The organism is Streptomyces sp. NPDC048664 (assembly GCF_040650555.1).
Lineage (GTDB): Bacteria > Actinomycetota > Actinomycetes > Streptomycetales > Streptomycetaceae > Streptomyces.
This window is the reverse complement of record NZ_JBEZHK010000012.1, coordinates 159,046-173,515: the sequence shown is the minus strand read 5'-3', so window position 1 is coordinate 173,515 and position 14,470 is coordinate 159,046. Positions and strand designations below refer to the sequence as shown.

General features: G+C 73.8%; 11 protein-coding genes. 4 read left to right on the top strand and 7 right to left on the bottom strand.

Annotated elements, in window-relative coordinates; all coding sequences use genetic code 11:
• Positions 1-16: 16 nt before the first annotated feature.
• Together AB0C59_RS16190 and AB0C59_RS16185 are read right to left on the bottom strand one after the other, a co-directional pair.
• Complete coding sequence (locus tag AB0C59_RS16190; RefSeq protein WP_363004877.1) at positions 17-5,074, bottom strand: ATP-dependent helicase; 5,058 nt, start codon at positions 5,072-5,074, stop codon at positions 17-19.
• A gap of 413 nt (positions 5,075-5,487) precedes the next feature.
• Entirely contained in the window at positions 5,488-6,432 is a 945-nt protein-coding gene (locus tag AB0C59_RS16185; RefSeq protein ID WP_363004875.1) for a hypothetical protein, read from the bottom strand.
• A gap of 80 nt (positions 6,433-6,512) precedes the next feature.
• Here AB0C59_RS16185 and AB0C59_RS16180 point away from each other — a divergent pair, with 80 nt between their 5' ends.
• A complete protein-coding gene (locus tag AB0C59_RS16180; protein ID WP_363004873.1) occupies positions 6,513-6,707 on the top strand; it encodes a DUF3046 domain-containing protein in 195 nt (64 codons plus the stop codon).
• Between the two features lie 60 nt (positions 6,708-6,767).
• Entirely contained in the window at positions 6,768-8,012 is a 1,245-nt protein-coding gene (locus AB0C59_RS16175; protein WP_363004871.1) for an AI-2E family transporter, read from the top strand.
• Between the two features lie 22 nt (positions 8,013-8,034).
• Here AB0C59_RS16175 and AB0C59_RS16170 read toward each other — a convergent pair whose 3' ends face one another.
• The gene (locus tag AB0C59_RS16170; RefSeq protein ID WP_363004869.1) at positions 8,035-8,805 is read right to left on the bottom strand and encodes a hypothetical protein; all 771 of its coding nucleotides are present in this window, start codon (positions 8,803-8,805) and stop codon (positions 8,035-8,037) included.
• Between the two features lie 282 nt (positions 8,806-9,087).
• Between AB0C59_RS16170 and recA the strand changes: the two genes are divergently transcribed.
• Both recA and recX read left to right on the top strand, forming a co-directional pair.
• Positions 9,088-10,212, top strand: a complete 1,125-nt coding sequence (gene recA / locus AB0C59_RS16165; RefSeq protein WP_363004867.1) for a recombinase RecA — start codon at positions 9,088-9,090, stop codon at positions 10,210-10,212.
• A 3-nt stretch (positions 10,213-10,215) separates the two neighbouring features.
• A complete protein-coding gene (recX, locus tag AB0C59_RS16160; RefSeq protein WP_363004865.1) occupies positions 10,216-10,989 on the top strand; it encodes a recombination regulator RecX in 774 nt (257 codons plus the stop codon).
• 73 nt (positions 10,990-11,062) lie between these two features.
• On the opposite strand, the gene AB0C59_RS16155 is transcribed toward recX, so the two are convergent.
• The 4 genes from AB0C59_RS16155 to AB0C59_RS16140 all read right to left on the bottom strand — a co-directional run bounded on the left by AB0C59_RS16155 (position 11,063) and on the right by AB0C59_RS16140 (position 14,353).
• Positions 11,063-11,467 carry a rhodanese-like domain-containing protein gene (locus tag AB0C59_RS16155; protein WP_363004863.1) on the bottom strand — a complete coding sequence of 135 codons (405 nt, stop codon included), beginning with the start codon at positions 11,465-11,467 and terminating at the stop codon, positions 11,063-11,065.
• Positions 11,464-12,000 carry a cysteine dioxygenase gene (locus AB0C59_RS16150; protein ID WP_363004861.1) on the bottom strand — a complete coding sequence of 179 codons (537 nt, stop codon included), beginning with the start codon at positions 11,998-12,000 and terminating at the stop codon, positions 11,464-11,466. Before AB0C59_RS16150 ends, AB0C59_RS16155 begins: the two co-directional genes overlap by 4 nt.
• 72 nt (positions 12,001-12,072) lie before the next feature.
• Positions 12,073-12,291 carry a putative leader peptide gene (locus AB0C59_RS16145; RefSeq protein WP_363004859.1) on the bottom strand — a complete coding sequence of 73 codons (219 nt, stop codon included), beginning with the start codon at positions 12,289-12,291 and terminating at the stop codon, positions 12,073-12,075.
• 370 nt (positions 12,292-12,661) lie between these two features.
• Positions 12,662-14,353, bottom strand: coding sequence for an FAD-dependent monooxygenase (locus tag AB0C59_RS16140; RefSeq protein WP_363004857.1), 1,692 nt, complete (start codon positions 14,351-14,353; stop codon positions 12,662-12,664).
• Positions 14,354-14,470 lie beyond the last annotated feature (117 nt).

Sequence of the window (14,470 nt, the reverse complement as noted above, 5' to 3'; positions counted from 1 at the left end):
CGCGCCCGCGCCGGGCTCACGCGCGGATCCGCAGCCCGCGGGGGGTCGCGATGAAACCGGCTCCTTCCAGGAGAACGCCGAACGGCGACGAGAGGGCCGAGACGCCGTTGACCCGCTCCACCGTCACCGTGCCCAGTGAACCCGCGCGTGCGGACGCTCCGAGGGCCTCGGCGGCGGCACGCAGTCGGGCGTCGTCCGTCGCCTGTCCTTGCGGATCGGAGGGCCAGGCCAGCAGGGTCTTGCCGCCGCGCTCCATGTAGAGCGTCAGCTCGCCGTCGACCAGCACCACCAGCGCGCCCGCCTTGCGCCCCGCCTTGTGCCCCGCCTCCGTCGGCGGCTCGGGCCAGGGGAGCGCGGCGCCGTACGCGTTCGCGGGGTCGGCCGCGGCGAGGACCACGGTCCGGGCCGGGCCGGTGGGGCCGGTGGAGCGATGGGGCGGCAGACTCGGGCCACGGCGCCCGTACGGCCCCTCCGGCTCCCCGGTGGACAGATCGGAGCCCGAACGGGGACCTCCGAATCCCGGCGAGGACAGCGGGTCGGGGGCCGGCGGCGGTGCGTCGAAGCCGTCACCGAACCCGTCCGGGGCGGGGTGGCGGCCGTCGCCGAAACCGTCCGGCGCGGAGTCGTGCCCGCCGGCGGGGCCGTCGGGGAAGGCGTCGCCGAACGGGTCCTCGGGGCCGCTGCGGGCGCCGGAGCCCGGACCGTCGAAGGGGGCGCGTCCGGCGTCGGAGGTGCCGCCGGTGGCGAAGGGGTGCGCGGCGGCGAAGGGGTGCGCGGGGGCGCCCGGGAAGCCGTATCCGCTGCCCGGGGCCGCTCCGGGCAGTGGCTCGCCCCGCTCGCGTCTACTCGCCACCGACCTCAGCCGGTCCACCGCGCCCTCCATGGCGAACTGCGCCGCGCCGAGCCCCTCCACCACGTAGCCACGCCGGGCCTGACCACTCTCCTCGAACGCGGACAGCACCCGGTACACGGCGGAGAAGCCGCCCTCCACTCCCTCCGCCGCCACGGCGCCACGGGTCACCACCCCGTGCCGGTCCAGCAGCGCCCGAGCCAGGGCATGGGCGCGCACGGTGGGATCCGTCTCACGGTCGGGCAGCAGCGACCAGCGGCCCCCCACGGTGGGCGGACCCGTCCGGGACTGGGGCCGGGTTGCGGCCGTCAGCGAGCCGTACCGGCCGCGCGGTACCGAGCGCTTGGCGCGATGGGCGGTGGACCCCGCGGTGCGGCCCGAGCCGAGCAGCGCCCGCATCGGTGCGAGCGTGTCGTTCGTCAGCCGCCCCGACCAGGCCAGATCCCAGACCGCGTCGGCCAGCTGAGGGTCACTGGCGTCCGGGTGCGTGGTGGCCCGGACCTGGTCGGCGATCTGGCGGAAGAACAGGCCGTAGCCGCCCGACAGGGTGTCCAGCACCGACTGGTGGAGCGCGGTCAGCTCCAGGGGGTGCGGGGCGGGCAGCAGCAGGGGAGCCGCGTCGGCCAGATAGAGGGAGACCCACCCGTCCTTGCCGGGCAGAGCGCCCGCGCCCGCCCACACGATCTCCCCGGCCGCCGTGAGCTCGTCCAGCATGCCGGGCGTGTAGTGCGCGACGCGCGACGGCAGGACGAGCTTCTCCAGAGCGGACGCGGGCACGGACGCGCCCTGCAACTGCTCGACGGCGCGCACCAGTCCGTCGGCGCCGCGCAGCCCGTGACCGCCCCCGACATGCTGCCACTGCGGCAGGAACTGCGCCAGTGCGGCCGGTGCCACCGGCTCCAGCTCGTGGCGCAGCGCCGCCAGGGAGCGGCGCCGCAACCGGCGCAGCACCGTCGCGTCGCACCACTCCTGGCCGATCCCCGCGGGATGGAACTCCCCCTGGACGACCCGGCCGGACGCCGCGAGCCGCTGCAACGCCCCCTCGGTCACGGCCACCCCGAGGCCGAACCGCGCGGCGGCCGCGGCCGAGGTGAAGGGGCCGTGGGTGCGTGCGTACCGCGCGAGAAGGTCCCCGAGGGGGTCCTTGACCGGCTCGGTGAACGCCTCGGGCACACCGACCGGGAGCGCGGTGCCGAGCGCGTCCCGCAGCCGGCCCGCGTCCTCGATCGCCGCCCAGTGGTCGCTCCCCGCGATGCGGACCCTGATGGCGCGTCGGGCGGCGGCCAGCTCCTGCGCCCATCCCGGCTCGGCCCCCCGCTCCACCAGCTCCGCCCCGGTCAGCGGTCCGAGCAGCCTCAGGACGTCGGCGACCGCCTCGGCGTCCTTGACACGCCGGTCCTCGGTGCGCCACTGAAGCTCCTGCTCCAGCTCACCGAGCACCTCCGCGTCGAGCAGCTCCCGCAGCTCCGCCTGGCCCAGCAGCTCGGCCAGCAGCCGGGAGTCCAGCGACAGCGCGGCGGCACGCCGCTCGGCGAGCGGCGAGTCCCCCTCGTACAGGAACTGCGCGACGTATCCGAACAGGAGCGAGCGGGCGAACGGGGAGGGTTCCGGCGTGGTGACCTCCACGAGCCGTACCCGGCGCGCTTCGAGGTCGCCCATCAGGTCGACGAGGCCCGGCACGTCGAAGACGTCCTGGAGGCATTCGCGGACCGCTTCCAGGACGATCGGGAAGGAGCCGAACTCGCTTGCCACCTGCAGTAGTTGGGCGGCGCGCTGGCGTTGCTGCCACAGCGGGGTGCGCTTGCCCGGGCTGCGGCGCGGCAGCAGCAGCGCACGGGCGGCGCACTCCCGGAACCGGGCGGCGAACAGCGCCGAGCCACCGACCTGGTCGGTGACGACCTGGTCGACCTCGCCCTTGTCGAAGGCCACGTCCGCCGCGCCGACGGGTGCCTGTTCGGCGTCGTACTGCGAGCCCGGCCTCGCCTGCTCCTGGTCCAGGAGGTCGAGACCCATCAGGTCCGCGTCGGGCAACCGCAGCACGATGCCGTCGTCGGCGTGCATCACCTGGGCGTCCATGCCGTAGCGCTCGGCCAGCCGGGCGCCCAGCGCGAGCGCCCAGGGCGCGTGGACCTGAGCGCCGAAGGGGGAGTGCACCACCACCCGCCAGTCGCCCAGCTCGTCCCTGAACCGCTCCACGACGATCGTGCGGTCGTCCGGGACATGACCGCAGGCCTCGCGCTGCTCGCGCAGGTACGACAGCACGTTGTCCGCGGCCCAGGTGTCGAGCCCGGCGGCCAGCAGCCTCGGCCGCGCGTCCTGCTCGGACAGGGAACCCACCTCGCGCAGGAACGCGCCGACCGCGCGGCCCAGCTCCAGCGGGCGGCCCAGCTGATCGCCCTTCCAGAAGGGCAGTCGGCCGGGCACTCCGGGAGCCGGGGAGACCAGGACCCGGTCGCGGGTGATGTCCTCGATCCGCCAGGAGCTCGTGCCGAGGGTGAACACGTCCCCGATCCGGGACTCGTAGACCATCTCCTCGTCCAGCTCGCCGACCCGGCCGCCGCCCTTCTTCGGGTCGGCGCCGGCGAGGAAGACCCCGAAGAGCCCGCGGTCGGGAATCGTGCCCCCGGAGGTGACGGCGAGACGCTGGGCCCCCGGGCGTCCGGTGACCGTGCCCGCGACGCGGTCCCACACCACGCGCGGACGCAGCTCCGCGAAGGCGTCCGACGGGTAGCGGCCCGCGAGCATGTCCAGCACCGCCGTGAACGCCGACTCGGGCAGCGAGGCGAACGGGGCTGCCCGCCGGACCATGGCCAGGAGGTCGTCGAACTGCCAGGTGTCGAGTGCCGTCATGGCGACGAGCTGCTGGGCGAGCACGTCCAGCGGGTTCGCCGGAACCCTGAGCGACTCGATGGAGCCGGCCCGCATCCGCTCGGTGACCACCGCCGCCTGCACCAGGTCGCCCCGGTACTTGGGGAAGACCACGCCGGTGGAGACGGCTCCGACCTGGTGGCCGGCGCGGCCCACCCGTTGGAGCCCGGAGGCCACGGACGGCGGCGACTCGACCTGCACGACGAGGTCCACCGCCCCCATGTCGATGCCCAGTTCGAGACTGGAGGTGGCCACCACGGCGGGCAGCCTGCCCGCCTTCAGATCCTCCTCCACAAGGGCACGCTGCTCCTTGGAGACCGAGCCGTGGTGCGCGCGGGCGAGCACCGCCGGCGCGCCCTGCGCCGCACCCGAGCCCCCCATCAGCTCGGCGGGAGCGTGATGCTCCGCCAGGGTCTCGCCGGTGGCCCGCTCGTACGCGATCTCGTTGAGCCGGTTGCACAGGCGCTCCGCGAGGCGCCGGGAGTTGGCGAACACGATCGTGGAGCGATGCGCCTGGACCAGATCGGCGATGCGCTCCTCGACATGCGGCCAGATCGACGGGCGCTCCGCCCCCTCGGCCGCGTCCGTGGCCGGGGAGCCGCCCAGCTCGCCGAGATCCTCCACGGGGACCACGACGGAGAGGTCGAACTCCTTGCCGGACTCGGGCTGGACGATCTCCACCTTGCCGCGCGGGGAGAGGAAACGGGCCACCTCGTCCACCGGGCGCACCGTCGCGGACAGGCCGATGCGGCGTGCGGGCCGCGGCAGCAGTTCGTCCAGCCGCTCGAGGGACAGCGCCAGATGCGCGCCCCGTTTGGTGCCCGCCACCGCGTGCACCTCGTCCAGGATCACCGTCTCCACCCCCGTCAGCGCGTCGCGCGCGGCCGAGGTCAGCATCAGGAACAGCGACTCGGGCGTGGTGATCAGGATGTCCGGTGGGCGGGTGGCCAGGGCACGGCGCTCGGAGGCCGGGGTGTCGCCGGAGCGGATACCGACCCTGACCTCCGGCTCGGGCAGGTCGAGCCGCACCGACTCGTGCCGGATCCCCGTGAGCGGACTGCGCAGATTGCGCTCCACGTCGACCGCGAGCGCCTTGAGCGGGGACACGTACAGCACCCGGCACCGCTTCTTCGGATCGGCCGGCGGCGGGGTGGACGCCAGCTGGTCCAGAGCGGCCAGGAACGCGGCCAGCGTCTTGCCGGAGCCGGTCGGGGCGACCACGAGCACGTCCGAACCCTCGGCGATCGCCCGCCACGCCCCGGCCTGGGCCGCGGTGGGCGCGGAGAACGCCCCCGTGAACCAGCCGCGGGTCGCGGGGGAGAAGCCGTCGAGGGCTCGGTGTGCGGAACTGACCATGCGTCCATCCTGCACCCACCCACTGACAGCGCGTCCGACCTGCACGGACGCCGGCGCCGCCGTGCAAGGGCACCGCCGAGCGCGCCGTGGCGGGCGCCGCCTGGGCCCCGGCCCTGGTGCTCCGGCCACCTGGCCCTGGTGCTCCGGCTGCTCGGGTCCCTGTGCTCCGGCCGCTCGGCGCCGGGTCGCCCCGATCCGCCGTGCGGGGCGTCCGCCGCCGCCCCGGCGCGGGCGGCGCGGCTGCGGCTGAGGGGACGGACGGACGCCGGTACCGCCTCGGCGAAGGCGGTGGGCTGCCGCGCCGCCGGGCTCCCGGCTCGCGTTCGTACGGCTGCCGACGTCCGCCCCGGCCGCTGGCACGGCCGAGCGGACCACGCCGCCGGCCCGCCGCCTCTCGTCTCAGTCGATTCGTCTCAGTCGATGACGCGCCCGTACGACCGCAGGGTGCGCAGCGCCTCGATGGTCACCATGGGCCGGCACTCCAGCGCGGTGCCCGGAGCCCATGAGCGCCACCGGATCGGCCAGCCGCCGTCCTCCTGCTGATCGGCCGAGAGGTGGTCGAGCGCGCGTGCCATCTCCTCGTCGGTGAACCACCCGCGCGCGAGGGATTCCGGGGTGCGCGCGAAGTCGTACGGGAAGTGGTGCTCACCCGGGGCGTAACCGGGCGCCACCGCACAGGCGTCCATGTGGTCCGGGTCCAGGACCGCGAGCCGCTGCTCGCGCACCATGCGGCCCAGCCGGTCGGCGGCCTTCTCGGCGCGCGAGCGGTCGGGGACCGAGTCCAGGAAGGCCACGGCCGCCTCGATCTCGTAGGGATGCGACGACTGAAGGCGTTCGACCGTCTGCCAGCAGAAGTCGGTGGCCCGGAACAGCCACGCGTGCCACACGTCGTTCCGGTGCAGCAGGCCCACCACGGGACCCGTGGCGAGCAGGTCGCTCGGCGGATGGTCGATCACCGGCACGAAGGGGGCGGCCGGATAGCCGCGCTGGGAGGGATGGACCGCCGGGAGGGCGCCGTCCGGGGTGGACACGGCGGTCAGATAGCGGCACATCCGCTCCACCCGCTGCCCGCCGCAGCGCCCGATCGAGTCCAGCACGCGCAGTGCGTGCGCGGTGTGCAGGGGCTGGCTGACCGGGCCGCGCAGATCGGGTTCGAGGGCGTGACCGTATCCGTCGTCGGCATTGCGGTAGGCGGCCAGCGCGGTCTCCACCGGGTCGGCCTCGCCGTCCAGGAAGTGGTACGCGAAGCGCCGCTGCTCCAGCACGCGCGCGGTGAGCCAGACGAAGTGCTCGGCGCGGGAGCGCGGGGAGGGCGCGAGGGGTGTCGGGGACAGCGGGGATGCTGCGGGTTCGGCCATGGATCAGACCGTAGGACGGAACACGGCTCGGGAGAGCGGCCATGGGCCGGGCCCACTCTCAGGGGCGGGATACTGGAGTCATGCGGTTGACGGTCTTCTGGCAGCGGATGGCGGATCACTTCGGTGAGGCGTACGCCGAAACCTTCGCGCGCGATCATGTGATGGCGGAGCTCGGCGGGCGCACCGTGCACGGTGCCCTGGACGGCGGCTGGGAGGCCAAGGACGTCTGGCGCGTCGTGTGCACGACCATGAACGTTCCGTACGACAAGCGCTGAAGCGTCTCGAAGAGGGGGCGGCCGTCCCCGGATGCGGGCGAGGTGGGTGAGACTTGCTCCGTGGCCCCGACAGACGACACCGCGCAGGTCCCTCACCAGGACTCACCGCAAGCTACGCAATCACCGCTCGGTACGACGCCGCCCGCCCGCCCCCCGGGCGGTGGCGGCGCCCTGCCCGGCGCCCACATGCCGCGCTGGTTGCCGCGCGCCATGGTGCTCGCCCTCTCCCTCGTCGCCGTGTTCCAGTTCGGCAGCTGGGCGTTCCACCAGGTCACCGGACTGCTGATCAACATCTTGATCGCGTTCTTCCTGGCGCTCGCCATAGAACCCGCGGTGAGCTGGATGGCGGCGCACGGCCTGCGCCGGGGGCTGGCGACGTTTCTGGTGTTCCTCGGGTTGACGATCGCGGTGGCCGGGTTCGTCACCCTGCTCGGCTCCATGCTCGCGGGCCAGATCATCAAGATGGTCGAGGGATTTCCTCAGTACCTGGACTCGGTCGTCCACTGGATCAACGCGTCGTTCCACACCAAGCTCAGGCGCGTGGACGTACAGGACAGCCTGGTCCACTCCGACTGGCTCAGGAAGTACGTCCAGAACAGCGCCACCGGCGTGCTGGACGTCTCCGCGCAGGTCCTCGGCGGCCTCTTCCAGCTGCTGACGATCGCGCTGTTCTCGTTCTACTTCGCCGCCGACGGGCCCCGGCTGCGGCGCGCCCTGTGCTCGGTGCTGCCACCCGCCCGGCAGGCCGAGGTGCTGCGCGCCTGGGAGATCGCCGTCGACAAGACCGGCGGCTACCTCTACTCGCGCGGCCTGATGGCGCTGATCTCGGGCGTCGCGCACTACATCCTGCTGGCGGCGCTCGGCATCCCCTACGCGCCCGTGCTCGCGGTCTGGGTCGGCCTGGTCTCGCAGTTCATCCCCACCATCGGCACCTACCTGGCGGGGGCCCTGCCGATGCTGATCGCCTTCACCGTGGCGCCCTGGTACGCGGTGTGGGTGCTGGTCTTCGTCGTGGTCTACCAGCAGTTCGAGAACTACATGCTGCAGCCCAAGCTGACCGCCCGGTCCGTCGACATCCACCCCGCGGTCGCCTTCGGGTCGGTCATCGCGGGCACGGCTCTGCTGGGTGCGGTGGGCGCGCTGATCTCCATCCCCGCGGTCGCCACGCTCCAGGCGTTCCTGGGGGCGTACGTGAAGCGGTACGCCGTCACGGACGACCCCCGTGTCCACGGGCACCGCAGGCGGGGCCAAGGCAGTCCCACCGGGCGCCTGCGCCGGCTGCTGCGGACGGAGGACGCTTCCTGAGGGCCTGAGGGCGCCTCGTCCGTCACTCCGGTCGGCCCACGCGCCCGAGCCGCAGGTCCCGGTGGAGGAAGAACGCCGTCACGGCGACGGCCGTCCCGCAGATCGCGGGCACGAACGGCCACGGAAGACCCGCCCACGTGATGCACAGGCCCACGACCGGGCAGCTGATCGTCGTGACGATGACGAGCCACTTGCCGTACGGGCGCCAGGTGAAGAACCCGGGGTCGCGCGGCCTGGCCAGCCGCACCGCCCCGAACATCAGCGCCAACGCCGCCAGCAGCCCCGCCCACGTGCCCACGGCGCCGGGTATCTGGGGATCGTCGCGAGGCGCGTCGGAGGAGGTCTGCCGATCCTCCCCGCGGGTGATCGTCACGATGGCGCCGCGCCACGTGGTGCCGACGACCTTGTCCCGCGGATCCAGTTCGGCCAGCACGGGGCCCCGGTCGCCGAACGGCACGACGGTCCGTGGGAAGGGCTCCGGGCCGAGCAGGGTCGCCCCCATGTGCTTGGGCTCGAGGTCGGTGCTGTCGACGGTGAGGTCCACCTTCCGCAGGCAGTCCTCCCAACGGGGGACCGGCGCGCGGGTGGGGCACACCCGGGCCGCCTCGTACTCCCGGTACCGGGCCTGGTCGGCGGGCAGCCAGCTGGTGAGGACAAGAGAGCAGATCAGCGCGGCGGCCGCGGAGACGACGAGCAGGGCCAGACCCACCAGCACGTTCCGACCGGTTCTCGGCCGCCGTGGCGCCGGCCGCTCGTCCGTCGCGCCCGCGACCTCGGTCCCTGTCGTCGTCATCGTTCGTCGCCCCCGCTGTTCCCCGTGTACCCCGAAAGATCCCAGTTTCTTTCATCGCCGATCAGGCGGGTAAGCGGGGTCGGGCGGGGCTGCTTGACACGAAAATCGAACATCCATTCTCATGGGGGTTCCGGCAAGGCTCACGGTGGGGATTTCGGTGCGGTTTCCTGTGGAAGCGCCCTGGTTGTCCACAGGCCGGACCCGCGTCGGGGCGCATTGTCAGTGGTAGGCGTTAGCGTCTTTGGCGTGAAGCGATCGACTCAAGCAAACCGGGTGGAACCCATGGCAGGCACGGACCGCGAGAAGGCGCTGGACGCCGCGCTCGCACAGATTGAACGGCAATTCGGCAAGGGCGCCGTCATGCGCATGGGCGAGCGCTCCAGGGAGCCCATCGAGGTCATCCCGACCGGGTCGACCGCGCTCGACGTGGCCCTCGGCGTCGGCGGACTGCCGCGCGGCCGCGTGGTGGAGATCTACGGACCGGAGTCCTCCGGCAAGACGACGCTGACCCTGCACGCGGTGGCGAACGCGCAGAAGGCCGGCGGCCAGGTCGCCTTCGTCGACGCCGAGCACGCCCTCGACCCCGAGTACGCGCGCAAGCTGGGCGTCGACATCGACAACCTGATCCTGTCCCAGCCGGACAACGGCGAGCAGGCGCTGGAGATCGTGGACATGCTGGTCCGCTCCGGCGCGCTGGACCTCATCGTCATCGACTCCGTCGCCGCGCTCGTCCCGCGTGCGGAGATCGAGGGCGAGATGGGCGACTCGCACGTGGGCCTTCAGGCCCGTCTGATGAGCCAGGCCCTGAGGAAGATCACCAGCGCGCTCAACCAGTCGAAGACCACCGCGATCTTCATCAACCAGCTGCGCGAGAAGATCGGCGTGATGTTCGGCTCGCCGGAGACCACGACGGGTGGCCGGGCGCTGAAGTTCTACGCCTCGGTGCGCATCGACATCCGCCGTATCGAGACCCTGAAGGACGGCACGGAGGCGGTCGGCAACCGCACGCGCTGCAAGGTCGTCAAGAACAAGGTCGCCCCGCCCTTCAAGCAGGCCGAGTTCGACATCCTCTACGGGCAGGGCATCAGCCGCGAGGGCGGTCTGATCGACATGGGCGTGGAGCACGGCTTCGTCCGCAAGGCCGGCGCCTGGTACACGTACGAGGGCGACCAGCTCGGCCAGGGTAAGGAGAACGCGCGCAACTTCCTGAAGGACAACCCCGACCTGGCCAACGAGATCGAGAAGAAGATCAAGGAGAAGCTGGGCGTCGGCGTGCGTCCGGAGGAGCCCGCCGCCGAGCCCGGCGCGGACGCCGCCGGTGCCGCCCCGGCCGAGGACTCCGCCAAGCCGGCCCCCGCCACAGCGGCCAAGGCCACCAAGGCCAAGGCGCCCGCGGCCAAGAGCTGACCCATGACACGGCGAACCGACTGGGCGGAGTTCACCGATTCCGTCGCCCCGAGGCCGAGGGGGAACGGGGGCGACGGAAGGGCCGTCGGGGGCGGGGACGGGGAAGGCGACGACCTGCGCGGGGGCGCGGGAGCGTACGAGGAGGACGCGCCGCGTGACGATCGTGCACGCGGCGGACGGGGGCGAGGGCGGCGTCGCGGTTTCGGGGAACCCGCCGACGGCGCACAGGACTCAGGCTCCGCTTCCTCCCCGAGGGCGAAGGAGGGCGAGTCCTCGGGAGACCCGGCCGAACGGGCGCGGGCGATCTGTCTGCGCCTGCTCACCGGGACCCCGCGCACGCGCAAGCAGCTCGCGGACGCCTTGCGCAAGCGGGAGATACCCGAGGAGGTGGCCGACGAGGTCCTGTCACGGTTCGAGGACGTGGGCCTGATCGACGACGGCGCCTTCGCTGACGCATGGGTGGAGTCCCGCCACCACGGCCGGGGGCTCGCCCGCCGGGCGCTTGCGCGGGAGTTGCGGACCAAGGGGGTGGACTCCGCGTTGATCGACGAGGCCGTGGGGCAGCTCGACAGCGAGCAGGAGGAGGCCACCGCGCGCGAACTCGTCGCTCGCAAGCTGCGCGCGACGCGTGGCCTCGACCGCGACAAGCGGCTGCGCCGCCTCGCGGGCATGCTCGCCCGCAAGGGCTACCCCGAGGGCATGGCCCTGCGGGTGGTCCGTCAGGCGCTGGAGGAGGAGGGGGAGGACACCGAGGGGCTGGAGGGCGGGGGGTTCTGACGCGGTGTGCCCCGGGCCGGGGGCGGGCCGGAGCACATGGCCGAGGGCCGGGAGGGCCTCGGTCGGCGCCGTACTAGGACGTGCTGACCGGGAGTCCCGCCGCCCTCCAGGCCTGGAAGCCGCCCACCAGATCCGTGGCACGGTGCAGGCCGAGCGCGTGCAGCGACGCGGCGGCCAGGCTGGAGGCGTAGCCCTCGTTGCAGACGACCACCACCCGCAGGTCGTGACGCGTGGCCTCGGGCAGACGATGGCTCCCCCGCGGATCCAGGCGCCACTCCAGTTCGTTGCGCTCCACGACGAGGGCGCCGGGGATCAACCCGTCACGGTCGCGCAGCGCCGCGTACCGGATGTCCACGAGCAGGGCCTCACCCGAGCTCGCGGCCTCGTACGCCTGCACCGCCTCCACCCTGTCCAGGGTCTCGCGGACCCTCTCCAGGAGTTCGTCGATGCCGGTGGGGCCCTCGGGTGCGGCGGTCACTGCCAGTCCTCCGGGCGCTCGACCTGCTCCAGGCGCAGCACCTGGCCCGTACGGCTGTAGCGGCGGATCCGGGGCAGGGGCGGGTAGTAGGCGTGCACCGAGACGGCGTGCCGCTCGGCGGAGGCGTTGAGCACCTCGTGGACATGGTGTCGACCGAAGGAGCGCCCGCTGCCGGTGGGCAGCAGCCGTTCCCGGTCCACGCCCTCCGTGAGTTCCAGGGTCTTCCAACCGTCGGACGGCAGCCGGGCGGCGAGGGAGCTCTCCCGCAGTTCGCCCGAAGCGGTGACGAAGGCTCCGACCGAGTCGGCGTGGTCGTGCCAGCCGGTGCCGGTGCCGGGCGGCCAGCCGATCAGCCATGCCTCGCTGCCGCCGGGGCCTTCGAGACGTACCCAGGTACGGCCCTCGGGGTCCAGGGGGAGCGAGGCGACCAACGTGGTGTCGGCGGCGGTCCGGCGCGCGAAGTCGAGGAGTTCGGCCTGGGTGGGAGTGCGCGGTCGGGCGGAGACGGATGCGCTGGGGGAGGACACGGGCAAGGGGTACCGTCCTGAGGGTTCGCAGGGGCGCGCACCGGTGGAATCACGGTGCGCGGGCGGGGAGTCGCGAGTTCAGCAGGACGGACGACACACGCAGCCCGCATAGCGGAGGAGGTCCATATGGACCCTCCGCCACAGGCGCACACAGGTGTCGGTCACGATCCGGAGTAGACCACGCAGGCCAGGGCCGGTCAACCGGCGGTCACCATCCGGACACACCCCCACCGCGGGGTCTCCCACCGTTCCCGGCCTCCGGCCACGCCGGTCACCGCCACCGCCGCCCCGAGCCATCGGTGGAGCCCCGACTACGAGGGCCTCCACCGCGAGCCCCGGCGCACGCCCCGGAGGAGGCCTCACCGATGGCTTCTGAGACGCCCACGTACTCGCGCCCGGCCCCGGCCCGCGCCCCCTTGCCCCGTAGGAGACCCGTCCCCGAACCCGACCGCGAGGGCCTCCACCGCGAGCCCCGGCGCACGCCCCGCGCCTCCGGCCCACGCCCCGGAGGAGGCCTCACCGATGGCTTCTGAGACGCCCACGCACCCGCGCCCCGGCTCACGCACCCGTGCCCCCCGGCCCACGCACTCGCGCCCCCCGCCCCCGCAGGAGACCCGCCCCCGAACCCGGCTGCGGGGTCCCGACCCGGCTGCGAGGTCCCGTAGCCTCAGCGTCCGCGCGCCGTCGCCGCCTCTGCCTCGGTCTTCGCGGGGCCGCCCAGTGCCGTTTCCGCCGCCTGATACAGGTCCGCCGGGCGCACTCCGCTCAGGGCGGCGACCAGATGGCCGTCCGGGCGGATGAGGAGGACCGTGTGGGGGGCGGCGCCCGGGTAGCTCTCGGCGACCAGGAGTTCCGCGGCATGCGGAAGCGCCGTCACCGCCGCCGCCAACCGGGGCATGATCCCGGCCGTCACCCAGTGTTTGCGCTCCCACACCCCCGTGCCCGGCGCCACCAGCACCACCAGCAGCGGTCCGCGCCCCAGCCGGTCGCGCAGCCGCACCAGCGAACCGTCCTCGGCCGTCACCCGGACGTCCACGGCCGGGGCCCCGAGCGCGGTGCCCACCGGCGCCGCGCACTCGGTGGGCGAGGGCGTCAGCGGTGAGGCTGCGTACGCCCCCGGCGCACCGAGCGGGCCGCGCCCCAGATGACCGTCCGCCAGCAGCGCGTCATGCCCACGGGCGGACCCCGGCAGATAGGACCGCAGTCCCGAGTGCCCGCGCAGCAGCGGCAAGGCCTGGTCGGCGGCGCGCAGTCGGGCGGCGACCACGGCGCGGCGCTCGGTCTGGTAGCTGTCGAGCAGCGCCTCGTGGGGGCCGTGGTGCCAGGCGAGCGCCAGCTTCCAGGCGAGGTTGTCGACGTCCCGCAGGCTCTCGTCCAGCCCCTGTGTGCCGAGCGCGCCCAGCAGATGCGCGGCGTCCCCGGCGAGGAAGACCCGGCCGGAGCGCCAGCGGCGGGCGAGCCGGTGGTGCACGGTGTGGACGCCGGTGTCCAGCAGGTCGTAGGGCACGGCGGTGCCGCCCTGCCAGCCCGCGAGCGTCTCCCGGACCCGGGCCACCAGCAGTTCCGGGGTGACCAGGTCCTTGCCCGGTGGCAGCAGCCAGTCCAGGCGCCACACCCCGTCGGGCAGGGGGCGTGCGGAGACCTCGCCGCCCGAGGGGCCGGTGAACCGCCAGGGCGGCGCTCGGTGCAGCAGCGCCTCGCCGGGCCACGGCAGTTCGGTGCGCAGCGCGGCCACGGCGTGGCGCTCCACGGCCGTGCGGCCCGGGAAGCGGATGTCCAGGAGTTTGCGCACCGTCGAGCGGGGGCCGTCGCAGCCGACCAGGTAGCTGCCGCGCCACCAGGTGCCCCGCGGGCCGCGGGTGTGCGCCGTGACGCCCGACGACTCCTGTTCGAGGGAGTCGAAACGGCTGTCCAGGGCGACGTCGACGAGAGGTTCACCGGCGACGGCCTCGCGCAGGGCGCCGGTCAGCCGGTGCTGGGCGATGTGCAGGGGGGCGGGGCCCTCGGACTCGACGGGGTCCTGGGCCGTACCCGTGCGGGCGCCGGCGGCGGTGCCGTGGTCCTCCTCGGGCCCCTCCGCCTCGTCGCCCCCGGCCGTGAAGGCGGCCTTCCGTGTGGTCTGGCCGCGCCGCATCGCGCGCCATCCGGTCCAGCGCAGTCCGGCCCCGGCCAGGGGTGTCCCGGCCAGCCGTGCCACCAGATCGGCGGTGTCCTCGCGCAGCACCACGGTGCGCGCCGCCCGCTGCTCGTCCTTGCCCGGGCCCTCGTCCAGGAGGACGGACGGGACTTCCTGACGGGCCAGCGCGAGCGCGAGCGCGAGCCCCACGGGCCCTGCCCCGACGATGATCACCGGGTCCACGGCGCGGCGCCCCCTGCCCTCGGCTGTGCCCCAGGGGACATGGGTGAACAGGTGGTGGGAGCAGGGTGCGCGATCACAGAACGTATGCAACCCACTGCTGGTGCGCCCGTCAAGCGA

Excerpts from the sequence above, each read along its gene's own strand:
- AB0C59_RS16190 (WP_363004877.1), bottom strand. The coding sequence starts at position 5,074 with ATGGTCAGTTCCGCACACCGAGCCCTCGACGGCTTCTCCCCCGCGACC.
- AB0C59_RS16185 (WP_363004875.1), bottom strand. The coding sequence starts at position 6,432 with ATGGCCGAACCCGCAGCATCCCCGCTGTCCCCGACACCCCTCGCGCCC.
- AB0C59_RS16180 (WP_363004873.1), top strand. The coding sequence starts at position 6,513 with ATGCGGTTGACGGTCTTCTGGCAGCGGATGGCGGATCACTTCGGTGAG.
- AB0C59_RS16170 (WP_363004869.1), bottom strand. The coding sequence starts at position 8,805 with ATGACGACGACAGGGACCGAGGTCGCGGGCGCGACGGACGAGCGGCCG.
- recA (WP_363004867.1), top strand. The coding sequence starts at position 9,088 with ATGGCAGGCACGGACCGCGAGAAGGCGCTGGACGCCGCGCTCGCACAG.
- recX (WP_363004865.1), top strand. The coding sequence starts at position 10,216 with ATGACACGGCGAACCGACTGGGCGGAGTTCACCGATTCCGTCGCCCCG.
- AB0C59_RS16145 (WP_363004859.1), bottom strand. The coding sequence starts at position 12,291 with ATGGCTCGGGGCGGCGGTGGCGGTGACCGGCGTGGCCGGAGGCCGGGA.